Source organism: Pseudolactococcus laudensis, from assembly GCF_013449735.1.
Taxonomy (GTDB): Bacteria; Bacillota; Bacilli; order Lactobacillales; family Streptococcaceae; genus Pseudolactococcus; species Pseudolactococcus laudensis.
In genome coordinates this window covers 13221-36501 of the sequence record NZ_JACBNY010000007.1, presented here as the reverse complement: position 1 = coordinate 36501, position 23281 = coordinate 13221, and the positions used below count along the sequence as shown (strand labels likewise).

Here is a 23281-nt window from a genome sequence, read left to right as displayed (position 1 = left end):
AGGGGTTCGATTCCCCTTTTTAATTCGCATACCAATGTAAGGGAGAAGTCCTAAGCAAAGAAAATAGAAAGGTGGTTTGATTTATGAACCTAAAACATAAAGTACAAATCAACGTTACTTCCAACTGTGGTAAGAAACAAATGGTGATGAAGTCAGGAATTCGTACTTTGCCTAAACGACTGGTGAAATGGCTGTTTGGTGAAGATACACAAATACTAGTGATGACTTCTGGACAAAGCGTTGATTCAGTAGAAATCAGAGAGGTAGGAGGTGAACCTAATGAGCAGAACTAAATTGTTGCTGGAGGTTGTTCAAGATATCCAAGCATTGGGTAATTCATTACAAGTTCTAGCTGAAGCACTAATGGCAGGAGAGCCACAAGTTCAAACTAAAGAGGAAGAGATGCCATTTGATACTTCCGATATGACACCAACTAAGCCAACTGTAACTCTTGATGAAGTAAAAGCAGTTATGGTTAAGCAATCGCAAGCAGGGTTTACCAAACAAGTACAGTCCATTATTCATCAATTCGATGCGAAAAAGCTGAGTGATGTAGATCCAAAGTATTATGAAGAAATGTTGCTGTTAGCAGAGGAACTGAGCCATGACTAAACATGCTACTTTGTCTGCATCATCAAGTTCGAGGTGGTTATCATGTCCGCCAAGTGCCATGTTGGAGCGACAATTTCCAAATACTACAAGTACAGCAGCAGAAGTGGGAACAGCTGCTCACGCAATGTCTGAGCATAAGCTAAACTCCCCTCTAAACCACAAAAGCATTTACCACCCTCAATTTACGACAATGAGGAAATGGAAGGTCATACCGATGATATTGTGGTGATGAATTTTATCCATCAATTATTCTAACAGAAATCTTTGATCAGGCACAGCAAGAAAGATTAAAACGAGCAACCAAGTTGGGACGGTTATATAAAGCCAAACCAACGATTGCAGTTGTAGCAAGTACAAAATTCCAAATGAATCATTTTATAGAGAAGTTTTCGTATCCTTTTGAACAAGCAGAATACATTTATAGCCAAATAGAAACGGAGGTACAGAGCAATGATGAATAAAAGCGTTTAGTAACGAAGTTCAGGTGTAGCATTATACCAATTTTATCAACAACAACCCAGAATGGGAACTAGCAGGTATTTATGCAGATTATGGGATTTCAGGCACTTCCACCAAGAACCGAGAAGAATATAATCATTTAATAAAGGATTGTATGGACACTAAGGTAAATAGAATCATTACTAAATCCATCAGCCGATTTGCTAGAAATACACTTGATTGCTTAAAGTACATTAGGCAGTTGAAAGAGAAGAATATTCCCGTATTTTTTGAAAAGGAAAATATAGATACCATGGATTCCAAAGGAGAGATTATGTTGACGATAATGACGTCTTTGGCCCAACAAGAAAGTCAGTCTTTGAGCCAAAACGTGAAGTTAGGATTACAATATCGCTATCAACAGGGCGAGATTACCATCAACCACAACAGATTCTTAGGGTACACCAAAGATGAAGATGGGCATTTGATTATTGAACCAACCAAAGCAGAAGTGGTCAAACGCATTTTCAAAGAATAACTTGAGGGTTCAAGTCTAAGGACATTCTTTTGATTAAGGATGTTCTGTTTGCGTGTTACTTTGTAACTAACTTCCTGACTGTTACTTCAGTCGCAAAAATTGTATAATAGTATGAAATGATACTATGGTCTTTGTAAGAAATTATAATGTGGAAATTTGTGTTCAGATGAATAAAAAACGTATGAAAGTAAGATTGTTTTTATTTTGTATGACAGCAATGAAATATAAATAGATAATTTGTAGATACGGGGGATATTATGAGGAAATATACAGACGAAGAAATAAGAAATTGCAAGAAAGTTACGTTAAAAATTGCAGGTGACTATCTGGGTATTTCGCCAAACGCGGTCGGAATTGGTATGAGAAATAACTTATTGCCAATAGGACTCGCTATTCATAACAAAGAAAAAGATCGCAGATTCAGCGAGAGTTGGTCTTATCACATCGTTGCAGAAAGACTAATTGCATATAATCATGGAAAAATCTCTGAAATCCATGTTCAAAATATCGAAAAAGGGTTAGATAAGATCGTAGAAGAATTTTCCACACTTAAGCAAGAACTGCTTTTTATATTAAGCGAAAACGAGATACCAGAGAATTAGAACTTTTTGAGTATGCGTTTTCGCTAGGAAAATATAAAAATGATAACTTTAAATGCATGTTAAGAGGAACGGATGGTGGTACAAATGATGGTGAAGTTCACTAGAGAACAATTGTATAAAGAGATATGGGAAAGTAGTGCTCGTCAAGTTGCTATTAAATATAGTTTGAACTATCAGAAGCTACTAAACCAATGTAAAGAGATTGACATCCCCTTACCTAGTGGCAAGTATTTATATAAACGACTGCATGGGCTAGATATTGACAATTTAATAGTTCCACTTCCTAATTCTGATGTAAATAAAATAGAAGTTGAAAAGAAGAAAAATAGAATTCAGAAAAAAGATACTAAAGATATTATTGTAGAATTTAATAAAGATAAAACAATTAATATCGAGAAAACCCTTGGAAATAAATCTAATCCAAATGAGGATGTCAATAGGGTCTTATTTGATAAGGATATTTTAAGTTCTTCTCTTAATTTTTTAGAGAAAGAGAAAATTGAAGCTATTATCAAAATTCTATCTGAATTTGAATTTAATGAGAGGAAAAGACTTCATAAAAAAGTTATTGATTATAAAGAAAGCATAGTCGTTTGGCATAAAAGAGTAAAAGCATCCGAACGAAATTATTAAGATTCAAGATATCGAAGAAATGATTTGCCTCAACCCAAATTTATTAAGGAGGTATCCACGGAACAGTTACCTAGACTTTATAGAATCTTAGATACACTTTTTACAATTTTTGATAAAATAGGAGAAATAATAACAGATGATTTAAGAATTCAAATTGGAAAAGACACTGTAGATTTTGAAGTTATTGAAAGCACAGTCAAAGTGAACCACGAATTAACTAAAGAAGAAGCACGTCAGCTAGTTGAATATAATGATGAAGTAAAGAGACGCAGCTATGCCTTGAAACCAAATATTCGAAAATATGACTATATACCTAATGGAGTGTTGAGAATTAAGGTATCAAACGGTAAATATGTTAAAGATACAAAATCAAACAAACTGGAAGATATGATTTCTGACATAGTCATTCTGTTTTATCAACTTTATTTTGAAATTTGTACTCAAAGAGAAGAGTGGGAAGACGCGCAACGTATACGTGAAGAAGAAAAGCAAAAAGAAAGAATGGTTCAAGAACGCATAGATCATGAAAAGAAAAAAACAAGAAAGTTTCTAAATATACTTTCAGATTATAAGCTCGCTGATGAAATAAGAAAGTTTGTACATATTCTGAAAGAAAGTGATAAATCCGATCAAGAAACCATTGAGTGGATGTCAAGAAAGGCCGATTAGATTGATCCCACAATCTCAGCTGAGGACGAACTATTGGGAAAAAGAGAACATCATAAGACTGATGAAGAAAAAAATAAATTCTTAAAAGAAGAAAAGTATTATTGGTAATAATAACTTTTAGTGTAGTTCTTCGATGTTGGAATTTGTTAAGTGATGAAACTAATCTATGAAATAGATTTTAATTTAATGTTAGCCATTTTAGTGGCTTAATGTATAAAATAAATATACGAGGAGATGGCTTATGAAATTATACTCTGAAAGACATGGTATAAGAGCACCGCAGGAAAAAACATATTCTATTAATAGAGATATGTATTCATTGCTCTTAGATTTTTGTAAAAGATATAAAAAAAATTTAACACATATTTTTACTTTAGATTGTCATCATGACTTTACAGATAGCAACTATGTAGCATTTGATGAAAACGGATTCTCAACAAGAATAAAGATAAGAATACCATCTCTTTTTCGGGACAATCATGGCAGTATTAGCATACCGCAATATGGAGATGAATACAATCAGTATTCGCTTTTAGACCTTATTGAGTTCTTTGCACAAAACATTAAGGATATCTCAGAACGATGGAATAATGAAAGATACCGAAACTACCAAACGATAGATTGCCAAGATTCTTCAGATGTATTTGAAAATTTCCAAAAGGAAATAAATGAAGTATTCTCTGAGTCTGGGTTATTATATGAACTTACGGACGAAAAGATTATTGAAAGAATTGTTGAGAACAGTCCACTTACAGCCGAAATAGAAAAATCTTTTGTATCGGTACATGAGAAAGGCACAAGAGAGTTGTTGAAAGATGCCGTTGAATTATATAAAACACCAAATCCGGCAGCTCGGCAAGACTCAGTTGAAAAGATATGGGATGCATTAGAACGCTTAAAAACTTACTATACAACATTAGATAAGAAAAATTCATCAGAAAAAATAGTGAATGATATGGCAAACGGGAATGATAGGTTTGTAGATCTATTTAATGCTGAATTTAAAACCTTAACAGATATAGGAAATAAATACCGCATTCGTCATCATGAAACTAATAAGATTGATATCACCGATATTCGATACTACGATTATCTTTTTAATCGTTGTTTATCACTAATTGCTTTAGCAATACAATATCTTGTTTAAGGGTAATGTTTGTATCATCAAACTAATGCTAGCAACCAATACTGACAAACGTCAGAAAGTCACAACTAACAATGTAAATGAAGAATTCAATCAATTAACGGAGGGAAAGTAAGTAAGATAGAGATCTAGCTGAGTATGAATAAGGTAAAAAAAGCAGGAATTCAAGGGACAAGCTATGATTCTGAAAGATGTATCATTAGAGCTTGAAGATCTTGATAAGCTCTATGAAAAGCGTAAAGAAATCTTAGCCAAACAAATAAGAGCATTACTGCAATAGTTTTAATTGGGGAGGTAACATGTATGGAGGAGAAATTAGAAATTATAGAGAAGTCTGTTATTCCAGAAAATGAGACTGAAAACCGTTAGTAATTTTCAAAACTGACATGGATAAGTATGGCAGGGATGTTATGGAGATGAGTGATTTCTTTGATGGATATGTTCACCAAATGGCAATAAAATTGAAGAAAGAGTCATCCTTAGAATTAGTTCGTGATTTGCCAATAAGTAATTTAGGGATTATTAATGAGGTAGTTCATCATGCTAATATTGTGATAAATCGAGGTATTACATTAGTTCCTGATTTTGATAGTTTGCCAAACGATATAAAGGGAAAATTGGAAAGCAAGTTCTACAGTATTGCTGAGTCAAAGCAAGTAGATGGAAATCTCAGACCAGTTATACTTGATGAAAATGGTGTTAGAATAAAAGATATAACCCTAAAGAAAATCACTAATAAAGTTGATAATATTGAAACACTTAGAAACATCAGCAATCAGCTTCAAATGCAACAAATTTACGCCAAGTTAGCTGATATACAAGAGTTTCAAATGTATCAAATTGAAACGGATAGAGACCGTGACTTTATTGTTCCTTTCTTAGATGCAAGGTCGCTAATTTTAGAATCTAAATCAAGAAAAACGGAAGATGACCAGACTCGATTAGTCAGGGAAGCTGATGGAAAAATAAGAACAGCTTTGACTGCTATTTATCAGAATATTGATACTACTTCTAAGAGTTTTGCCAAAAAAGTGAATTATCCATTTTTGCAACCTTTTGGTAATCCGATAAACACATATATGAGGTATTTGACTGACGACTTACAGTTGGCAACAAAGTATGTTGGTGTCCGGTTGCAATTATTGGAGCACATTGGAGATAATGAAGCTTCGAAAGAAATTCTACAACAATATCATCACGTGATACATGATTTTCTTACTAAACCCTTAACTAGAAAAGGGTTGACCGCTGCAACATTGATGCATGATTATTTTCCTTATGATAAAACTAACATTAATTGTTGGCACACATTTTCTACTGAGATGATACCAGCTATTGAGCAAAATATGGAAAAGCTAAAATTAAAATATAATGACGATGTTGAAGAAGATATATACATTGTTTCATTGGAGGATTCAGAAAATGAGTAAAGAAAAAATTTGTAGAGTATGTGGCCGAATAATAACCGATGAAAAAAACAAAACTGGATTATGTCCAAAGTATCAAAAAGTAAGGAATAACATTGCAGGGCTAGGTTTGTTAGCAAGTTTAGGTATTGGTCTAAAGAAGTATGGACCTAAAATAGCAAGTGCAGCTATTAAACTAGTTAAAAAATAAGTTGAATTTTTAGTCTGTCGATATGTTACCACAAACTAACAACATTCAGAAATATCTGTAGAACAGTTTCCACATACTAGAAATACCCCAAAATGCCCCAAGACATCAATCTTGTATTGAGTTGGTTGGGTTGCTGACACGTCTAAATGCTTAATATATAGAAAATTGTAGCGGTTCCGGCTTTAGTCGGGATTGCTTTTTTGGTGCAAAAATGATGAGTACATCAAAATAACATAAAGTTGTTAGTGATGAGTTATAGAACTAAATAGGTAAGAATCGCGGAGGTTGTTTCAATAACCTACTGTTTTTGGTATAATAAGAATACAGAGAACGAGGAGGTTACCGATATGAGATTAGATGTAGACAAAGTAAACATGACCATCATGGGTGTTCGTTTTACCAATAAACAGGAATTTCGTGGTGTTTGGTATGTTCTTAGCTCTAGCATGATTGAAGGTTGGCAACCTAGCGTTAAAGACGTAGAAGAAATGAAAAGTTACATTTCAAACAAACGTCTGGAGCTGAAGAATGTCTAGGAAAGTTTACGAAGCGTGTGAATATCTGGATCCTGATAACGAATATACCTATCCTAATTCATCCGTATTAATTAATAAGTTTGATATTAAAGCTAACGAGGAAGCGTACGAAAAAGAATATGGCTTAGCCAGATTACGGGGATTGGATCTAGTCTTAGAGCCGTTATCGGTCAAAAAAATAGATGATGTTCTAAAAATTCACGGATTTCTATTTGGTGAGATGTACGCATGGGCTGGGCAGCTGCGAAAAGTAAATATTTCAAAAGAAGGCAATGCGTTCATGGCCTTACAGGCTTTTGATACAGGTACAAAATACATTAATTCGCTGATAAATAATTTTTACGATCGTGCTAATTCCCGTCAGGCGATAACAAAGGCATTAGCGGAAATCTTAGATAATTTGAACTATATGCACCCTTTTCGTGAAGGTAACGGCAGAACACAACGAGAAGTAGTTCGTTCCTTGGCACTTGAAAAAGGCTATTATGCTGATATTGATCTGACAGAGGATGATGAAGTTTATAATCTGTATATGGATGGAACGGTATTTGGTGATGTTGCTAAACTAACTAAGCTGTTCGAGCTAATACTCGAAGAAGAATAAAAACCATAATTAAATACAAAAAACAATAAGCCTATAAGAGTGATCAATTTCATTCATGTAGGCTTTTTTTGATTTTTCCAGAGTTAAGGATTACTTTTTTGACACCTATTGAGAAAAATTCGAATAATAAAAATACTATTTGTGAGTAATGTTTTTGAGGATTAACTCATGATATATTAGTTTTACTACTCACGATTATTATATTCGTAAGTAGTAAAAAACGCATTCGTTGATAATTTAAGATTTAGAGCATTTTCGACTATTATAGGGTTGTTTTTTTATAGAAATGAAAAATGTCAGAAACGATAGGCTCCTGACATCAATACTTATTCCAATTTTTCAATTTCATTTAGGGAACGTCCGTGTTCATCTTTCCAAGCATCTTTACCGTTAATAGCATAACCTGTGACAAATGACGCAGCAGAAGAAGGACTGTTGAACAGCATGTCCTCAAGCAGAACAAAATTATCATCAAGATTCGCTCGTTCACGATCTTTCAGAGCTTTAGTAGGTACAGATTTTACAGTAGAGGATTTGATGTTACTCCCTTTTATAATAACAAAACCTTCATTAGTCTGCTTACCTTGAGCAACAATCTTCTCCTTCTTACCCTGCTTAAGGATTAGACTAAGTAAGGGTTCAGGAGTTGGTGCTAGAACAGTAGCTATTATTTCAGGCGACTAAATAATCGGCTCAAAAATCCGATAACCTAAGGCACCAATAACAATCTTGGCATAATCGATGTATTCTTCAAGCTCTGATTCTTTTTCTTCTGTAACATGACCAAGACTTGGTTCGTTGCTATTCTTTACGATGTAGCGTTTGCTATCGATTGCGAGTTTCGTAAATTGATTCTCAAGATAGCTTATTTCTGTTGGACCGAAGGTATTGTTAGTTGTCGTGAAAGCTACTGCCTCCGTCCAATAGTCTTTATCTGGATTCCTTTTATGTTCCTGAAGTCGGTTAAGAATGCCTTCGCCATTTTTGCGAGTGCCAGCTTGCCCGATATAAACGATATTTTCTTGCGTCTCATCTGACGTACTGAATAGAAAATAAACGCCACTCTGTTTCAAGTAGTTAATAGATTTAGCTTTTTCAAGTTCAGTTCTTGGAATTTTATAGGCTATCCCTGTCCAGTTTGCCAATGTACATTTGATACGACTTTTCGGAACACTATCCATCAGATACAGTTGAATTGTTTTACCTCTTGCCATAGTTTATCTCTCCTTGTAAGTACGCTTAATGCTATTATAGCAGAGTAAATTGTAAATTAGGCGTTTAGGAAGATGTTTGTTACTAAATGTTAGTATATGATATAATGAGTGATAATAATCAAACAACAAAAGGAGTATAATTTTGTATCAAGAATTGCTCAAAGCATTAGTAAAACCGCCCCTTTATGAAAAAACTGACACCTTATTTTGGAATGACCCACACATCGCCAAGTCGATGCTTGAGGCGCACTTGAATCCTGATCTTGAGGCAGCGAGTCGCAAGCCTGAAACGATTGATAAGGCAGTCGATTTCATCGAAACCTTGGTATCAAAGGATGCTAAGATTCTTGATATTGGTTGCGGACCTGGTCTTTATACGAAACGCTTATCCGATAAAGGATTTAATGTGACTGGCTTAGATTTTAGCGATAACTCCATTGCGTATGCAAAAGCACACGATACTCAGACGACCTATCTTGTACAGGATTATCTTGAAATGGACTTTGAAAATGAGTTTGACTTGATTACCTTTATTTATTGCGATTATGGTGCTTTAGTCCCTGAAGATAGAGAAAAGATTTTGAAAAATAGTTACCGAGCTTTAAAAACAGGTGGTCAATTATTGTTTGATGTTTTCACAAAATCATCAGTCGTGAGTCAATCAGAAAGCCGTGAAATTGAGATTTCTGATGGCTTAGGATTTTGGAGTGGTCATCCTTACATTGCTTTACATGGACATTTCATTTATGATGAAGGCGTCATTGGTGATCGTTATGCGATTTATGAAGCCGATCAAAACCGCATCTTCAATATATGGACGGTTGGTTTTAGTGAATCTCAATTGCGTGATGAAGTAGAAAATACTGGTTTTAAGGTGATGCAAACTTTCGGTGGCATAGAAAATCGACCATTCGATGAAAATGGCGAGCTTTTAGCGATGCTAGTAGAGAAATAATAAACTGAAGTCAGCCAATATAAGCGTGGTTGACTTTTTTTCTAATCACATCATCTTTAAAGTAGCTATCAAAGCCTATAAGTGTTAAAATATGGTTAGAAAAGGAAGCAGGAGGTGTTTTTATGAGCAAGGAAACGCAAGAGCTCACACGCAACCCGAATTTGATAGCCTTTCAAACCAATCTATTGGCTGAGTATCAAGAAAAAAATAAAACGGTCAAAAAGGGGCAGACTATATTTATCGGTAGTTCTATTATGGAACTTTTTCCCATTGAAAAATGGGAAGAGGCGGGTGAAGTCAAGTTCGATAAGTATATTTATAACCGTGCTGTAAGGGCTACAACGACACAATTTGTCTTGGATCACATCACTACTCAAATTTTTGATTTAGCACCGTCTAAAATTTTTATCAACATTGGCACCAATGACATTGGCTTCCAAGTGGAGCCTGAAATCTTTCACGAAAATTACGAAAAAATCATCAGACAAATACAGGCAACATTACCTGATGCAGAAATTTTTGTGTTGAAATATTACCCCGTGAATAATGTCGACTTTGGTTCTGATAAAGATGAGGCTGTGCTGTTTGCAACGCGAAGTAACGCCTTGTTTAACCAAGCAAGCGAAAAAAATCGGGAGATGGCTCAGAAATTGGGCGTTCATTTTATTGATGTGAGTGAAGGTTTGGCTGATGAACATGGCAATCTGAAGAAAGCCTATACTTTTGATGGCGCACATCTTTTACCTGATGGGTGCAAGGTGATTCTTGAAAATTTAGTACCCTATTTATAATTGAAATAAAAGATAAGGAGTCTGTATGACATTAGAAATCAACGAATTTGCTTCTGAAACATCTCAAATTGACGGACTACAAATCATCCATGTCAAAACAGTGACTGATGATCGCGGCACAGTTAGGGAGCTTTATCGCGCAAGCGCACATGCTGATGTGCTGCCAGATATATTAAATCCGTGGCAACAAATCAATTTAACGCGAACCAAGCGTGGTGCAGTTCGAGGCCTGCACGGCGAAGCGATGGCGAAATTAGTGACAGTCGCTCACGGCTCTGCATTTGGCGCTTATGTTGATACAAGAGCAGATAGCAAAACGCTTGGAGCAGTTGTAACTGTCCATCTAACACCAGGTGTCCAAGTTTTTGTCCCGCAAGGCGTCTGTAATGGATTTCAGGCACTAGATGACGACACAGAATATCTTTATTGCTTTGATAATGAATGGCGCCCTGGCATGTCAGGTGTCGCATTAACCCCGCTAGATCCTGAATTAGGCATTGAATGGCCAATTCCGATCGTGCTCGGTAATCTTGATCAGGTATCTGAAAAAGATGCTAAAGCTCCAACGCTTAAAGAAATAATTGAGTTTAATAAAGAAAATAAACCAAGTTTATAAAAAAAGACTACTTGTGATGAGTATAATCGCAAGTAGTCTTTTTTAGCTGATAGGCTTCATTTTCGTACGTGTCCAGTTTTTTGTTGATTTTCTAGGGGGAATTTTATTATTGTAACACTTAGTGTGAGTCGTCATCTATAATGGTATTAACTCTTTCTATAAGTGAGACAAATTGTAAAACACTTTGAATTTGACTATCTGTTAGATCGCCTATTTTAAAGAGGAGATCATCTGAAATTCCAAGTAAATAATTAGCTGATGCATCAATTATCAAACAAATTTACATCAACATTTCAAGCGATGGATAGGATAGGACTTGTTCAAATGCAGAAACTTTACATTTTGAGATTTCGAACCTTTTTACAAGTCAAGTTGGGTCAGTCCTTTGGATCGTCTTGCTGTATTTAATCTTTCTGTAAAAAATGAAATTGTCATATCTATATTTTCACTTTTTATATTAAGATTATCAAACCTATTCACCTAAAATACCCTTATTTTATATAAGAAAAACCTGCACTGTTTTATTATTTTTTATTATAATAAGATATACAATTAATGAGTTTAATGTTAAAATATTTTTATGAGTACTTTTGACATAAATGATACATATCCGGCATTAGGATATAAGGGTGTAAAAAAGATTGGAGTAACTGAAGATGAGAGATAAAATCACTCAACCACTACGATTATTGATCGTATTAATGATGTTTGTAATCAGTTTAGGCTTACAGGCCATACAGGTTCAAGCTGTCGCCGCCGTACCACAGGTGTCTTATCGAACTCATGTTCAAAACGTTGGTTGCCAAGGTTATGTTAAAGATGGCGCAATGAGCGGGACCAGTGGTCGTTCACTGCGTCTTGAAGGCATTAATATCCGTATCTCAGGCATGAATGGGGGCATTGAGTATCAAACGCACGTTCAAAGTATTGGTTGGCAAGCATGGAAGAAAAATGATCAAATGAGTGGTACCAGTGGACGTGGCTTGCGCTTAGAGGGCATTAGAATCCGGTTAACAGGAGAAATCTCCAAATACTATGATGTTTATTATCGGACTCATGTTCAAAGCGTTGGCTGGCAAGACTGGCAAGTTAACGGTGGTATGAGTGGGACCAGTGGCCGTAGTTTGCGTTTGGAAGGGATTCAAATCAAGCTAGAGCCGAAACCTCAGACTAAAACAGGAGATAGGCTGACGTATAGTACGCATATTCAGAACTATGGTTGGCAACAAGCAGCTGGGGAAGGACAATCTAGTGGGTCATGGGGTAAAGCGTTACGTCTTGAAGCTATTAAAATCAACGTTGCGCCTGAATTGAAAAGTCAAATTGAATACACCACTCATGTTCAAAGGATTGGTTGGCGACCTTATGTCAAAGCAGGACAAATGTCGGGTACAAGTGGTAAAGCTTTGCGATTGGAAGGCATTAAAATCCGTTGGCAACAAAATGCTCCTGCAGCCGAGCAATATGATATTGTTTATCGCACACATATAGAAGGTATTGGTTGGCAAAACTGGGTCAAAAATGATGCCATGAGTGGCACGACTGGACAAAGTAAGCGATTAGAAGCGATTGAAATCAAGTTAGTTGATAAAATACCTGTCTCCCAAGTAACTGCAACGGTAAACAAATCGACTTTGACTGTTGGAGAGACTGCTCATATCACAGCTACAGTGTCACCGAGTAATGCATTCAATAAAGCTGTCACTTATTCATCAAGTGATACCGCGGTCGCAACGGTTGATAGTACAGGTAAAGTCACAGCTAAAAAAGCTGGTACTGCAGTGTTGATAGTTAAGACAGCAGATGGTGGCAAGACTGCGACGATAAAAATCACAGTCACCGCTCCAGTAGTAACAGTACCAGTAACAGGAGTATCCCTGACGTCTTCAGCAACAACGCTAGATGTCGGTAAGACGGCACAATTAACAGCAACAGTGTCACCGAGTAACGCAACTAATAAAGCTGTCGCTTATTCGTCAAGTGATACCGCGGTCGCAACGGTTGATAGCACAGGTAAAGTAACAGCTAAAAAAGCTGGTACTGCAACGCTGACTGTTAAGAAAGCAGACGTCTCTAAGACTGCGACTATAAAAATCATAGTCACCGATCCAGTCGCAACAATACCAGTAACAGGAGTATCCCTGACGTCTTCAGCAACAACGCTAGATGTTGGTAAGACAGCACAATTAACAGCAACAGTGTCACCGAGTAACGCAACTAATAAAGCTGTCGCTTATTCGTCAAGCGATACCACGGTAGCAACGGTTGATAGCACAGGTAAAGTAACAGCTAAAAAAGCGGGTACTGCAACGCTAACAGTCAAAACAGCAGATGGTGGTAAGACTGCAATATCTAATATCATTGTCACGAGTTCAGAAACGAGTAAGAAGATAGAATTGACTTATAGTGTCGCAAACGGTGAAGCATGTGTGACAGGGTTTATCGAAGTAGTCAAGCCTGTCATAGAAGGGGATCCTCTTGATCTTGTCATTCCGACTAGCACAATCATTAATGGTGTGACTTATCCCGTAACGACCATTGGGGAAAAAGCTTTTCTAAACCGAGCTGCCATAGCTACGGATGATACGCCACGTTACGTCATAGCCAATCTCATGATTCCAGATAGCATCAGAACAATAGGAGATTACTCTTTTGGTGGTAATTATTACCTAACTCACCTTACGATTCCAAAAGGCGTTACAACCATTGGAGAGGGTGCTTTTGAACTATGTCGTCGTTTAGGAAGCGTCATCATTCCGTCTAGTGTAATGACCATTGGCGATCATGCTTTTCATTTTTGTAGTGCTTTAACCACGGTCACCATTCCAAATCCCAACACGAGTTGGTCTGATGCCTTTGACTCTAACGTTATCGTCAATCAACCAACCTCATAAAGTTAATGACAATCAATCAAAAAAATGCGTAGGAACAGTTTTCCTGACGCATTTTTTATTGGCTTAGACCAGTTCCCCTGGCCAAGCACCCGTCCCTTCCAGGATATTTGTCACATCATATCCTTGGGGATCCAAAAATTGGCAGGCTTGAACAGACCTAACGCCTGCTTGACAAATGATATGGTAGGGGGTATTTTTCGACAATCGTTTGTCATAGCCTTCAAATTCACTCAAAGGTAAGTTCACAGCACCTGGCACATGGCCATAGTCGAATTCATAGGCTTCTCGAACATCAATGATGGTGAGCTTTCCTTCTAGGCTTGCTTGATAAAAGTCTGATATGGTCATGTTTTTATACATAGTTAGTTTCCTCCGGTAGGACAGTTTGGTAGAGGGCGAAAGCGCCATCTAAATTTTTAACAGTAAAGCCTGCTTGTTTGAGTAGTCTCTCGGCTAGATAACTCCGTAGGCCACTTTGGCAGCTGACAATGTAAGCTTGATCAGGGTCTAATTCTGACAGTCTATCGTTCAAGTCGTTTAAAGGGATATGCAGGGCGTTTGGGAAGCTACCTTGCTCGAGTTCTTGAGCTTGTCGAACGTCTAAAACTCGATAGCCTTTTGCCAGATAGGATTTGAGCTCATGCAATTGGATGTTGTCGCTCAAGCCTTCTGCCAGATTCATAGCAGCATAACCTAGCATATTGACAGGGTCTTTGGCTGATCCAAAAGGTGGGGCATAGGTTAATTCAAGTTCAGGCAAATCAAAAATGGTTAAGTTGCCCTTGATAGCTGTTGCGATAATGTCGATACGCTTATCGACACCTTTCTCACCAATACCTTGTGCTCCATAAATTTCCCCAGAATGGGGGTTAAAAATGAGCTTGAGGAGGAGATCTTTAGCACCCGGATAGTAGCCTGCATGATCTTTTCCTGTGATATGAACAACTGCTGTCGGAAGGTCAGCTAATTTGGCCTGAGCTTCACTCAAACCAGTCGAAGCAGCAGTGAGTCCAAAAACACGGACAATAGCCGTTCCGATACTGCCACGATTGAAGCGGTTAATCCCAGCAAGGACATCTGCGACTTGACGGCCTTGACGATTGGCGGGAGATGCTAGGGTGATTAAAGCATCTTGTCCTGTGAGTTGCTGTTTGACGACAATTGCGTCACCAACGGCATAGACATCAGGCGCACTGGTTTGGTAATGGTCGTCGACCAAAATCCCTCCGCCTATACCGAGTTTGAGACCTGCGGCTTGTGCCAGGCTAGTTTCGGGTTGAACGCCAACTGACAAAATCGTCAAATCACTGGTAACAACCTCGCCAGTATTTAGGACAATCTCGCGACCAGCTGGTTGAAAGGCAAGGGCAGAAGACGATGTTTTAACCATCACACCAGATGCGATCAGTTCATTTTTGACATAAGCAGCCATTTCTATGTCAAGTGGCGGTAAGACTTGTGGGGCTTTCTCAATGAGGGTAACCGCTAAGCCTCGTTTGCTTAAGTTTTCAGCCATCTCGAGACCAATAAAACCAGCACCGATGACAACAGCCGTTTTAGTCTCAGGCGTGAGATGCGTCATGATGCGATCTAAATCCGGCACATTTCTTAAAGTAAACACATTTCTCGCCTGATCTAAGCCAGCGATCTCAGGGATGAAAGGCTTGGCACCTGGTGATAAGATGAGTTTGTCATAACTTTCGGTCCACACTTTTCCCTCAAAACTAACTTGCAGTTCATGTTTTTCAGGGGAAATGCTAGTGACTTCATGCAAGGGTCTGACATCTAAGTTAAACCGTGCCTTTAAAGACTCTGGCGTTTGAAGGAGGAGTGCTGCTTTATGACTGATTTCACCTGAGACATAGTAGGGTAAACCACAGTTAGCAAAGGATACAAATGGTCCCTTATCAAAAACGATGATTTCAGCATCAGCCATTAAACGACGTAAGCGAGTTGCGGCTGACATACCACCAGCAACGCCACCAACGATAATAATTTTCATTTCATACATCCTACCGTATAACCAGTCCATTGAGACATGCCACCTCGGACATTAGTGACATCATAACCTTTTTTATTAAGGATTTTAGTCGCTTGGCGACTGCGCATACCAGATTGACAAATGACATAGAGCTTGCTATCTTGACCTGAATAACGTCCGATTTCGGTTAAAGGCACATTTTTAGCTTGTTTGATATGTCCCGATTGGTATTCCTGAGGTGTCCGAACATCCAGTAGTGTTAGAGGTTTCGTTAATTTCTTACTTAATTCTGTTATAGAAATTGAGGGTGTTTTTCTAAAAAAAGATAACATGTTGTGGTCTCCTTATATACCTTGTAGGGTATATTAAACACTATATCATCAGCTTTGTCAATAAAAAAGATTGTCATTTTCATTTTACTAGACTTGACTAAAATACCCCTTATAGGTATAATGAAAGGTATCAAGCAATACAAATTTAGTATATAAGGAGTCAAGTATGTTAGAATCAGATAACCAAAAACAGATTATCAATCGCCTACGACGTGTTGAAGGGCAATTACGCGGCATTCAAAAAATGATTGCGGAAGAAAAAGACTGCGTCAACATCGTCACGCAGCTTAGTGCCGTTCGTTCTGGCATTGATCGTACCATGGGCATCATTGTGGCTGAAAATTTGAAGCAGTGCTTTGAACATCCGAGTGATAATCCAGATGAACAACTGGAAAAAATGGAGCAGGCGATTCAGATGGTGATTAAGAAGTAGCAAAGGCCCAACGCTTTAAAAAATAATCAAAGTTTAGCATCATCAGGAGGTATCATAATGAACACATCATACGAAGAAATGGTAGCAATAGGTCTGCATGGAGAAGCACCGCTAAAAGTTATTCTAAAAGGATTCATTGAAAATAAGGTAGGTGTCGTTGCAGTTGTATTTGCAACACTAAATGAAAAGAAAGCAGCAGATGAGATGGAACGTTTGCTCTCTCAAAAAGAAGATGACGTATATTTTATGGTATACAGCGTACCATTTGATACAGATTTAACAACAATTGGTCACTATCCATCCATTGCAATTTCAAATGAAGATTTGAAATAAGTAGCTTAAGTGTCTCTTTTAGAGATGCTTTTTTTATATAATGATATCATAATGTGACTAATCTTTCTTTTTCTTTATAGGAACAATGTGATTATGAGTTGTAAATTCCATTTAACTTGAAAGCGTATTCAATATGTGTTATGATAAAACAAGATAAAAATGTATAAAAAGTTAATTTTTATGAGAAGTAAACAAAAAGTTTAAAAATTAAGCCTCAATAATAAATGATTTAAAATAGATTTGAGTAGGAAGTCGTATGCATCCAAATCCAGAATGGCTAACAAAATTACCAAATTTGCCAGAAATAAATGATAATATAAAATTTTTTGGCGGTCATCAGCAGAGTGTTAAATATAACTGGTCTGTTGATTGGGAATGTCATCACGCTTTTGAAATTATGTTGATAGTTTCTGGCGTACAACAAACAAAATTAAGAAATCGGGAGTATGTTTTTAAAGCAGAAGATATTATATTAATACCTCCTGGATTGGACCATAAAAATTCTTGTATTTCAAAAGAGGGTCTAACTTACTTTTGTGTTCATTTTGATATCGATAATTCAGAAATTCAACATCATTTATTGAAAAATTTTAATATCTTGTTAAATAGGGAAAGTCCCGCATATGGAAAAATAAAAAAATATTATATGCCTATATTGATTTGTTGCATTTGAAAAATTATTCTTTGAAACAACAACTCATTGTTGAAAAATTTTTTTTCGAGCTGACGATTGCCCTTATTGATTATGCTGATTATGTTAATAATCAAGTTAAAGATTCTAGTAATGATATATTAATATTGGCAAAAACGATTGCTGATACGATTCAATATCGTTTTAGAAAATTTACTTCTGATCCAATGGATAGGTATAGAAATTTGCTATCGCTTGAAGATATTGCCTTTAGTCTTAATATTAGCGAAAGTACCATGCTTAAAACTTTTAAAAAAGTATATTTTATCAGTCCTAAACAATATATAGATCAGTTAAGATATAATGAATCAAAATATTTATTAAGTCAGCCTAGTTTGCCAATTTCTAATATTTCAGAGATTGTTGGTTATCAAAATGTGTCACATTTTTCCAGACAGTTTAAATCATGGAGTCACTTATCGCCAAGAGAATATAGACAAAAAATAGATAAAAATTAAATGTCATCTCCTACTTTTTGATAATCGTAAAACCTACTTTTCAAGAAAGTAGGTTTTTTTACTTTGATTCATTTATCTATGATTTTTACGGGAAATGGTAATTTCACACCGACTAATGATATTAACAATTAGATACCACTTTGATAGAATATAAGCATCTAGTAAGCGCTTACAGATAAAAAGGAGAAATTCATGACAACAATTAATAACCCTATTATCCCAGGTATGGCACCTGACCCTGCAATCATTAGAGTGGACGATACCTATTACTTAGCAGCGTCTACTTTCCATTGGCAACCAGCTGTCCAATTTTTTGAATCTAAGGATTTGAATGATTGGCAACTGGTAGATTATGCACTAAAAGATGGCGAAGTTAATTTGAGAGGGACAAGTACACCAGCAGGAATATGGGCACCTCATCTTTCTTATGATAAAACAACTAAAAAATATTGGTTGGCTTATTCTCATATGGTCAATATGGGTGGTCGGGAGTTTAACTCAGATTCTTATGCCATGTCTGCGGATAGTATTCATGGCCCATGGTCAAAACCTATATTTATGACAGCGATTGGCTTTGATCCAGCGATTTATCATGAGAATGGTAAACACTATGTCGCGATTTTAGAGTGGGAGAATCGTGATGGTTATCAAGCGCCCGGTCATATCGTCATTGCGGAAGCAGATTTAGATAATGGTGGCATAATTGGCGACTGGCACCGCGTTACACAAGGTTTCACTACGCGTGGATGTGCAGAAGCACCCCAAATTTATCAGCATGGCTCATATTATTATCTTTTGATTGCTGCCGGTGGAACCGGTTATGCTCATGGTGTAGAAATAGGTAGAGCTAAACACATTCTAGGACCATATGAACCACATCCATCGGGTGAGCCAATCATTACCTCATCACCTCGACATTTATTTTCATTAGGAGATCCCGATGCAGGACATTTTGAAATGTATAATCCTGATTCAGTCATGCAAAAATCGGGACACGGGTCACTTGTGGAGACAACAACTGGCGAGTGGTATATAGCACACTTGATGTCTCGTCCTCTAGAAAATAAATTATTAAACCCTCTTGGGAGAGAGACAGCCATTCAAAAAATGATTTGGACAGAAGATGAGTGGTTAGAGATGGCGGATGGTAGCAATCTAGCTAAAATGAAGGTCGATGGTATAAAAGGTTTTGCTTATACTTCAAGCTCTAATTGGGATATATTTGATGACTTTGATAACGACTATGATTTGCGTTTTATGACCCCTTATCGTGAACAAACAAAAGAATGGGTGAATACCAACGAACGGACTGGCTACCTACGTATTCATGGTGAAAACTCTTATTTCTCACAAAGAAATCCTGCTATTATGGCGACTCGTGCGACTTCTTTTGATTATGAAGTTGAAACAAAAGTTGAATTTCATCCAAATCATTATTCAGAAACGGCTGGTACAGGTTTATATTATGATGCCAATAACTGGATTTACTTATATCTAACTTATTCTGAAGAAGATGGTAGTACAATATTGACGATACTTCAGGCAAAATTAGGACAACGAATTGAATACCCGAATCATAAAATAAAAGTACCTGAAGGTATCGCTTCACTAAAAATCATCTATCAAAATGGTTTTGCGACATTACAGTATCTTTTGGAAGAGGAGTGGCTTACATTAGAAAAAAATATAGATGTTACTTATCTTTCTGATGAAGGTGTCAATGGAGAGCCAGGAGAAATAGGTGGATTTACAGCATTATTTAATTTTATCGGGTCAGTAGATGCACATCAAAGAGATTCTTATGCTGACTTTGACTACTACAACGTTAAAAACTATTAATTATTTTATTTAAGGAGAAAAAATGACTGAAGAAGTTGGAAAAACAATTCCATTAAAAAGACTTGTACCTGGGCTAATCATCGGACCTGCTGCATGGTTAGGCCCTTATATTGTGGCGGCCAGTTTGTTTCTACCGACATTAATTCAAAAGATTGATGCTGGCAATAAAATTGAGCTTGTCGCTTTATTCTCAACGTGTGGTATGATTGTCGCTGCAATTTCAAATATGGTAGCAGGATATTTTTCAGATAGAACATATTCTAAATACGGTCAACGCACACCTTGGTTACTTGGTGGTGCATTTGCTTTCATGTTGACAATGATTTTAGCCTCATTTGCTAATACTATCCCTTACTTACTTATTGTTTGGATGATTAGTCAAGTTGCTTTGAATTTTATCGTGGCGCCAATGGTTGCATGGATAGATATGGCACCAGAAGATGGTAAAGCAACTGCCTCAAGTGCTTACGGTGGATTGGGCATGGCATTAGGAAATAATGGCTTTAGTATTTTTGGGGCAATGCTATTGGGGCAATTCAGACTTGGTTTCATTATCTTTGGGATTATTACTTTTGTTGGTACGTTGATAGCAGTACTTATTGTTAAGGAGCCTTCAAATCTCAATGATAAGGCAGCAATTTCTAAAAAAGAAAAAACAGCAAAAGAAAAAACGACTTTAAAAGATTTAAAAAATGTTTTTCCAAGTTGGAAAATCGGCAGAGATTATTACTTAGCATTGGCAGGAAAACTCCTACAAGGTATCGGGAATTTTGCAATTACTGGTTATTTACTTTATATCATGACTGATTTTATGGGCAAGAATACTTCTGGCGCCCAAGGCTATATTCAAATTGTTAATACGATTATGTTGGTATTTGGCATTTCAAAGGGATTCTTAGCAGGTCCGCTATCAGATAAATATAAGCTATTGAAATATCCAATTGCCTTGTCAACTTTATGTTTAGCTGCTGGTGCACTTAGTATTTTCTTCTTTAGAAATGATGCAAGTATTTGGATTTATGGTTTAATGGCAGGACTTGGCATGGGAATCTGGAATTCTTTGGATAATTTGCTCAATTTGGAAGTTATTCCAGACAAAGAACGAGTTGCGTTTTTCCTAGGTGTCTATAATTTAGGTAATACTGTGACGCAAGCCTTTGCGCCTGTAATTGCTGCATTTGTTATTAGTGTGTTTGGCTTTTCAGCAATATTTATTGTATCATTCGCTTTTGCACTTCTCGGTGGTATTTGTATTATGTCAATAAAGTCTGTCAAACGATAATGTTAAATTAAGCTTTCTATGTGTTAGTTTATAGATAAGGTGGTCATTGTCAAAGGGTTTGAAAAAGTCCCTTTAACGATGATCACCTTATTTTTTATTGAAGTAAAAGTCATTTTTTTTATATTAGTGGTATAATATTTGCTATAACGAGGTATAATAAGTAGAGAATTTATAACCTTCTCCAAAAAGACAGGAAAAATATGTTCAAAGAAAACAGTATTAAACTCATGGGGACTGTGATCAGGTGTGGCGTTGCGCATCCTTTTGGGGATGCCTTGCTTGCTGAAGCTTTTCGTAGATTGACTGATTATGAAAAAACATTCAGTGCAAATGATGACCAGTCTTTACTGATGAGGATTAATCAGAATGCTGGGATAAAAGCGATTCAAGTGCCTGCTGAGTTATTTGAATTGATTGAAATTGGTAAAAAAGAAAGCCTCACAAGTGGTGGGCTGTTAAATATTGCGATTGGGCCATTGATTAAGCTCTGGCATATTGGTTTTAAGGACTCTCAGAAACCAAGTGATGATCAGATTAAACAGGTTTTGCCGCTGATTGATCCTGAGAAGATTCAGTTAGACAAGCAGAAACAGACGGTATTTTTACTTGAAAAAGGGATGGAGATTGATTTAGGGGCTGTAGCTAAAGGTTATTTCGCTGATAAAATCATGGCATATTTCAAAAGTGAAAAGGCTACCTCAGGTTTCATAGACTTGGGTGGCAATGTTTTAACTTTCGGAGATTCTCCCAAAGATTCATCAGGTTTATGGAAAATTGGTATTCAAAATCCTGCCTTGCCACGAGGGAACAATGCCCTTGTTTTGAATTTAAAAAACTTGTCAGTCGTGACAAGCGGTATTTATGAACGAAAAATCAAAGCAGATGGACAAATTTTTCACCATATTTTTGATAGCAAAATGGGCTATCCGGTAGAAAATGACCTCGCAAGCTTGACGATCATTTCCGAAAAATCGTTAGATGGTGAAATCTGGACGACGAAACTGTTTGGTAAAAAAGCAGCTGAGGTGATTCGTGAGTTAAACAACATCTCAAACATTGAAGCGATCGTCATTACAAAAGACAACCAAATGGCCAGTACGACAAACGCCCTAGCACAATTTTAAAGTAGTTTTGAAATAGCGTTTTTAAAGAAAGTAACGAATTCTAGCTCAATCGGGTCTAGAATTTTTTTGGTGTCATAGCTGATGAAATAATCCAAGGAAAGCAGGTCTAGCGGTAGTTTATAGATATTAAACGGGCTATGATTATCAAAAACTTTAATGCTTTCAGCAAAAAATGTAACTCCTGCATTTGCTTTTGCTAGGTTGACGGCGGTAAAAATGTTGTTGGTCTCTAAAACGATATTGGGCTGAATCTTATATTTTTGCAGTAAATAATCAACTTGCCGCCGGATGGCGGAGCCACGCTTGGTCAGCACCAAAGGCTCACTCAGCAAAGTTTTCATCGGAATGCATTCATCTGAGATTAAAAATTGCTGTGGTTGATAAAATGCTGAACACTCCGGTATCAATGCGTAATAACCATGTTTTCCGAAATGAATTGTTTTAAGGTTAGGTGAGATGGTCTCTGGATTTTGGCCGATGAAGAAATCGATACTGCCATTCAGGAGCTTTGACTCATTACGCTCTGGTAAATCTTCGTGCAATTCGACAGTAACATCTGGATAAGCTTTAATAAAGTCTGGCAAAAAAATCGGCAATAAAAACGAGCCTAGACTTGATAGTACGCCTAAGTGTATCACTTTTTTACCTGGGTTGGTATATTGGAAGAACTGTTGTCGAAACTGTTCTTTTTTGTTTTCAGCAGCGACCAAGTATTGATAATATAATTTACCGGCGGCTGTAAGTTGAAGTGGTGTGATTTCACGATTGATGATTTGAGCGCCTAGGTCAGATTCAATGCGTTTAATGGTTTGTGTTAAATGTGGTTGCGAGACATACAAATCTTTTGCTGCTTTAGTGAAATTACCGTGTTTTAATAGAATATCCAAGTAGTGTAGAGTCTGCTGAGAGTATAGTTCTGCCATATTAATCTCCTGTTTTGTCCAT

General features: G+C 36.8%; 28 protein-coding genes and 1 pseudogene. 23 read left to right on the top strand and 6 right to left on the bottom strand.

The genetic code is table 11. The annotated features are described in order from the left end of the window. Nucleotides 1-83 precede the first annotated feature (83 nt). The 12 genes and pseudogenes from HZR21_RS05510 to HZR21_RS05455 all read left to right on the top strand — a co-directional run bounded on the left by HZR21_RS05510 (nucleotide 84) and on the right by HZR21_RS05455 (nucleotide 7393). Nucleotides 84-293, top strand: coding sequence for a hypothetical protein (locus tag HZR21_RS05510; RefSeq protein WP_180746799.1), 210 nt, complete (start codon nucleotides 84-86; stop codon nucleotides 291-293). Then, complete coding sequence (locus tag HZR21_RS05505) at nucleotides 280-612, top strand: rRNA biogenesis protein rrp5 (RefSeq protein WP_180746798.1); 333 nt, start codon at nucleotides 280-282, stop codon at nucleotides 610-612. Before HZR21_RS05510 ends, HZR21_RS05505 begins: the two co-directional genes overlap by 14 nt. Continuing rightward, nucleotides 605-841, top strand: a complete 237-nt coding sequence (locus tag HZR21_RS05500; protein WP_180746797.1) for a DUF2800 domain-containing protein — start codon at nucleotides 605-607, stop codon at nucleotides 839-841. Before HZR21_RS05505 ends, HZR21_RS05500 begins: the two co-directional genes overlap by 8 nt. 261 nt (nucleotides 842-1102) lie before the next feature. Next, nucleotides 1103-1585: pseudogene (locus tag HZR21_RS05495) on the top strand (recombinase family protein); the annotation flags it as partial. A 260-nt stretch (nucleotides 1586-1845) separates the two neighbouring features. Next, on the top strand, nucleotides 1846-2190 hold the full coding sequence (locus HZR21_RS05490; RefSeq protein ID WP_180746796.1) for a hypothetical protein: 345 nt from the start codon (nucleotides 1846-1848) through the stop codon (nucleotides 2188-2190). A 72-nt stretch (nucleotides 2191-2262) separates the two neighbouring features. Next, nucleotides 2263-2823 (top strand): hypothetical protein, encoded by a 561-nt coding sequence (locus HZR21_RS05485; protein ID WP_180746795.1) that lies wholly within the window; start codon nucleotides 2263-2265, stop codon nucleotides 2821-2823. A 24-nt stretch (nucleotides 2824-2847) separates the two neighbouring features. Then, the gene (locus HZR21_RS05480; protein WP_180746794.1) at nucleotides 2848-3492 is read left to right on the top strand and encodes a hypothetical protein; all 645 of its coding nucleotides are present in this window, start codon (nucleotides 2848-2850) and stop codon (nucleotides 3490-3492) included. 241 nt (nucleotides 3493-3733) lie between these two features. Beyond that, nucleotides 3734-4639 carry an AbiJ-NTD4 domain-containing protein gene (locus tag HZR21_RS05475; RefSeq protein WP_180746793.1) on the top strand — a complete coding sequence of 302 codons (906 nt, stop codon included), beginning with the start codon at nucleotides 3734-3736 and terminating at the stop codon, nucleotides 4637-4639. A 383-nt stretch (nucleotides 4640-5022) separates the two neighbouring features. After that, nucleotides 5023-6066 (top strand): hypothetical protein, encoded by a 1044-nt coding sequence (locus tag HZR21_RS05470; RefSeq protein WP_180746792.1) that lies wholly within the window; start codon nucleotides 5023-5025, stop codon nucleotides 6064-6066. Beyond that, nucleotides 6059-6253, top strand: a complete 195-nt coding sequence (locus HZR21_RS05465) for a hypothetical protein (RefSeq protein ID WP_180746791.1) — start codon at nucleotides 6059-6061, stop codon at nucleotides 6251-6253. Before HZR21_RS05470 ends, HZR21_RS05465 begins: the two co-directional genes overlap by 8 nt. A gap of 347 nt (nucleotides 6254-6600) precedes the next feature. After that, a complete protein-coding gene (locus HZR21_RS05460; protein WP_003137318.1) occupies nucleotides 6601-6789 on the top strand; it encodes a hypothetical protein in 189 nt (62 codons plus the stop codon). Continuing rightward, complete coding sequence (locus HZR21_RS05455) at nucleotides 6782-7393, top strand: Fic/DOC family protein (RefSeq protein ID WP_180746790.1); 612 nt, start codon at nucleotides 6782-6784, stop codon at nucleotides 7391-7393. The genes HZR21_RS05460 and HZR21_RS05455 overlap by 8 nt, the downstream gene beginning before the upstream one ends. Before the next feature lie 326 nt (nucleotides 7394-7719). On the opposite strand, the gene HZR21_RS12235 is transcribed toward HZR21_RS05455, so the two are convergent. Both HZR21_RS12235 and HZR21_RS12005 read right to left on the bottom strand, forming a co-directional pair. After that, nucleotides 7720-7989, bottom strand: coding sequence for a DUF4357 domain-containing protein (locus HZR21_RS12235; RefSeq protein ID WP_489752608.1), 270 nt, complete (start codon nucleotides 7987-7989; stop codon nucleotides 7720-7722). An 84-nt stretch (nucleotides 7990-8073) separates the two neighbouring features. After that, nucleotides 8074-8607 carry a GIY-YIG nuclease family protein gene (locus tag HZR21_RS12005; RefSeq protein WP_310592553.1) on the bottom strand — a complete coding sequence of 178 codons (534 nt, stop codon included), beginning with the start codon at nucleotides 8605-8607 and terminating at the stop codon, nucleotides 8074-8076. A gap of 142 nt (nucleotides 8608-8749) precedes the next feature. On the opposite strand from HZR21_RS12005, the gene HZR21_RS05445 reads away from it, so the two are divergent. The 4 genes from HZR21_RS05445 to HZR21_RS11750 all read left to right on the top strand — a co-directional run bounded on the left by HZR21_RS05445 (nucleotide 8750) and on the right by HZR21_RS11750 (nucleotide 13863). After that, on the top strand, nucleotides 8750-9562 hold the full coding sequence (locus HZR21_RS05445; RefSeq protein ID WP_180746789.1) for a class I SAM-dependent methyltransferase: 813 nt from the start codon (nucleotides 8750-8752) through the stop codon (nucleotides 9560-9562). Nucleotides 9563-9684: 122 nt separating this feature from the next. After that, complete coding sequence (locus HZR21_RS05440) at nucleotides 9685-10353, top strand: SGNH/GDSL hydrolase family protein (RefSeq protein ID WP_180746788.1); 669 nt, start codon at nucleotides 9685-9687, stop codon at nucleotides 10351-10353. 25 nt (nucleotides 10354-10378) lie between these two features. After that, a complete protein-coding gene (locus HZR21_RS05435; RefSeq protein ID WP_180746787.1) occupies nucleotides 10379-10969 on the top strand; it encodes a dTDP-4-dehydrorhamnose 3,5-epimerase family protein in 591 nt (196 codons plus the stop codon). Nucleotides 10970-11625: 656 nt separating this feature from the next. After that, on the top strand, nucleotides 11626-13863 hold the full coding sequence (locus HZR21_RS11750) for an Ig-like domain-containing protein (RefSeq protein ID WP_180746786.1): 2238 nt from the start codon (nucleotides 11626-11628) through the stop codon (nucleotides 13861-13863). Nucleotides 13864-13926: 63 nt separating this feature from the next. Here the strand turns inward: HZR21_RS11750 and HZR21_RS05425 are convergent, their stop codons facing one another. Genes HZR21_RS05425 through HZR21_RS05415 form a run of 3 tightly spaced genes read right to left on the bottom strand, consistent with a single transcriptional unit; the run spans nucleotide 13927 to nucleotide 16176 of the window. Further along, nucleotides 13927-14223 carry a rhodanese-like domain-containing protein gene (locus tag HZR21_RS05425; RefSeq protein WP_180746785.1) on the bottom strand — a complete coding sequence of 99 codons (297 nt, stop codon included), beginning with the start codon at nucleotides 14221-14223 and terminating at the stop codon, nucleotides 13927-13929. After that, entirely contained in the window at nucleotides 14216-15865 is a 1650-nt protein-coding gene (locus HZR21_RS05420) for an FAD-dependent oxidoreductase (RefSeq protein WP_180746784.1), read from the bottom strand. Before HZR21_RS05420 ends, HZR21_RS05425 begins: the two co-directional genes overlap by 8 nt. Continuing rightward, on the bottom strand, nucleotides 15862-16176 hold the full coding sequence (locus HZR21_RS05415) for a rhodanese-like domain-containing protein (protein WP_180746783.1): 315 nt from the start codon (nucleotides 16174-16176) through the stop codon (nucleotides 15862-15864). Before HZR21_RS05415 ends, HZR21_RS05420 begins: the two co-directional genes overlap by 4 nt. 166 nt (nucleotides 16177-16342) lie before the next feature. Between HZR21_RS05415 and HZR21_RS05410 the strand changes: the two genes are divergently transcribed. From HZR21_RS05410 to HZR21_RS05385, 7 genes are all read left to right on the top strand, one after another. Then, nucleotides 16343-16609: a metal-sensitive transcriptional regulator gene (locus HZR21_RS05410; RefSeq protein WP_180746782.1), complete on the top strand. Its 267-nt coding sequence runs from the start codon at nucleotides 16343-16345 to the stop codon at nucleotides 16607-16609. 57 nt (nucleotides 16610-16666) lie between these two features. After that, nucleotides 16667-16942 carry a hypothetical protein gene (locus tag HZR21_RS05405; protein ID WP_180746781.1) on the top strand — a complete coding sequence of 92 codons (276 nt, stop codon included), beginning with the start codon at nucleotides 16667-16669 and terminating at the stop codon, nucleotides 16940-16942. Between the two features lie 256 nt (nucleotides 16943-17198). Beyond that, nucleotides 17199-17615, top strand: a complete 417-nt coding sequence (locus HZR21_RS11745; protein WP_246307811.1) for an AraC family ligand binding domain-containing protein — start codon at nucleotides 17199-17201, stop codon at nucleotides 17613-17615. Between the two features lie 11 nt (nucleotides 17616-17626). Then, nucleotides 17627-18091 carry a helix-turn-helix domain-containing protein gene (locus HZR21_RS11740; protein ID WP_246307810.1) on the top strand — a complete coding sequence of 155 codons (465 nt, stop codon included), beginning with the start codon at nucleotides 17627-17629 and terminating at the stop codon, nucleotides 18089-18091. Nucleotides 18092-18283: 192 nt separating this feature from the next. Continuing rightward, nucleotides 18284-19930, top strand: a complete 1647-nt coding sequence (locus HZR21_RS05395; RefSeq protein ID WP_180746780.1) for a glycoside hydrolase family 43 protein — start codon at nucleotides 18284-18286, stop codon at nucleotides 19928-19930. A 22-nt stretch (nucleotides 19931-19952) separates the two neighbouring features. Next, nucleotides 19953-21212 carry an MFS transporter gene (locus HZR21_RS05390; protein WP_180746779.1) on the top strand — a complete coding sequence of 420 codons (1260 nt, stop codon included), beginning with the start codon at nucleotides 19953-19955 and terminating at the stop codon, nucleotides 21210-21212. Nucleotides 21213-21412: 200 nt separating this feature from the next. Further along, entirely contained in the window at nucleotides 21413-22336 is a 924-nt protein-coding gene (locus HZR21_RS05385; RefSeq protein ID WP_180746778.1) for an FAD:protein FMN transferase, read from the top strand. Here HZR21_RS05385 and HZR21_RS05380 read toward each other — a convergent pair. Next, entirely contained in the window at nucleotides 22333-23259 is a 927-nt protein-coding gene (locus tag HZR21_RS05380) for a LysR substrate-binding domain-containing protein (protein ID WP_180746777.1), read from the bottom strand. The genes HZR21_RS05385 and HZR21_RS05380 overlap by 4 nt on opposite strands. Between the last annotated feature and the right edge of the window lie 22 nt (nucleotides 23260-23281).

Bases quoted from the DNA above. Each gene is read 5' to 3' on its own strand.
- HZR21_RS05435 (WP_180746787.1), top strand. From the start codon at position 10,379: ATGACATTAGAAATCAACGAATTTGCTTCTGAAACATCTCAAATTGAC.
- HZR21_RS05460 (WP_003137318.1), top strand. From the start codon at position 6,601: ATGAGATTAGATGTAGACAAAGTAAACATGACCATCATGGGTGTTCGT.
- HZR21_RS05475 (WP_180746793.1), top strand. From the start codon at position 3,734: ATGAAATTATACTCTGAAAGACATGGTATAAGAGCACCGCAGGAAAAA.
- HZR21_RS05510 (WP_180746799.1), top strand. From the start codon at position 84: ATGAACCTAAAACATAAAGTACAAATCAACGTTACTTCCAACTGTGGT.
- HZR21_RS05380 (WP_180746777.1), bottom strand. From the start codon at position 23,259: ATGGCAGAACTATACTCTCAGCAGACTCTACACTACTTGGATATTCTA.
- HZR21_RS11745 (WP_246307811.1), top strand. From the start codon at position 17,199: ATGCATCCAAATCCAGAATGGCTAACAAAATTACCAAATTTGCCAGAA.
- HZR21_RS05405 (WP_180746781.1), top strand. From the start codon at position 16,667: ATGAACACATCATACGAAGAAATGGTAGCAATAGGTCTGCATGGAGAA.
- HZR21_RS05470 (WP_180746792.1), top strand. From the start codon at position 5,023: ATGGATAAGTATGGCAGGGATGTTATGGAGATGAGTGATTTCTTTGAT.
- HZR21_RS05465 (WP_180746791.1), top strand. From the start codon at position 6,059: ATGAGTAAAGAAAAAATTTGTAGAGTATGTGGCCGAATAATAACCGAT.
- HZR21_RS05420 (WP_180746784.1), bottom strand. From the start codon at position 15,865: ATGAAAATTATTATCGTTGGTGGCGTTGCTGGTGGTATGTCAGCCGCA.
- HZR21_RS05485 (WP_180746795.1), top strand. From the start codon at position 2,263: ATGGTGGTACAAATGATGGTGAAGTTCACTAGAGAACAATTGTATAAA.
- HZR21_RS05440 (WP_180746788.1), top strand. From the start codon at position 9,685: ATGAGCAAGGAAACGCAAGAGCTCACACGCAACCCGAATTTGATAGCC.
- HZR21_RS05390 (WP_180746779.1), top strand. From the start codon at position 19,953: ATGACTGAAGAAGTTGGAAAAACAATTCCATTAAAAAGACTTGTACCT.
- HZR21_RS12005 (WP_310592553.1), bottom strand. From the start codon at position 8,607: ATGGCAAGAGGTAAAACAATTCAACTGTATCTGATGGATAGTGTTCCG.
- HZR21_RS11750 (WP_180746786.1), top strand. From the start codon at position 11,626: ATGAGAGATAAAATCACTCAACCACTACGATTATTGATCGTATTAATG.
- HZR21_RS05500 (WP_180746797.1), top strand. From the start codon at position 605: ATGACTAAACATGCTACTTTGTCTGCATCATCAAGTTCGAGGTGGTTA.
- HZR21_RS05425 (WP_180746785.1), bottom strand. From the start codon at position 14,223: ATGTATAAAAACATGACCATATCAGACTTTTATCAAGCAAGCCTAGAA.
- HZR21_RS05505 (WP_180746798.1), top strand. From the start codon at position 280: ATGAGCAGAACTAAATTGTTGCTGGAGGTTGTTCAAGATATCCAAGCA.
- HZR21_RS05415 (WP_180746783.1), bottom strand. From the start codon at position 16,176: ATGTTATCTTTTTTTAGAAAAACACCCTCAATTTCTATAACAGAATTA.
- HZR21_RS05395 (WP_180746780.1), top strand. From the start codon at position 18,284: ATGACAACAATTAATAACCCTATTATCCCAGGTATGGCACCTGACCCT.
- HZR21_RS05410 (WP_180746782.1), top strand. From the start codon at position 16,343: ATGTTAGAATCAGATAACCAAAAACAGATTATCAATCGCCTACGACGT.
- HZR21_RS05490 (WP_180746796.1), top strand. From the start codon at position 1,846: ATGAGGAAATATACAGACGAAGAAATAAGAAATTGCAAGAAAGTTACG.
- HZR21_RS05385 (WP_180746778.1), top strand. From the start codon at position 21,413: ATGTTCAAAGAAAACAGTATTAAACTCATGGGGACTGTGATCAGGTGT.
- HZR21_RS05455 (WP_180746790.1), top strand. From the start codon at position 6,782: ATGTCTAGGAAAGTTTACGAAGCGTGTGAATATCTGGATCCTGATAAC.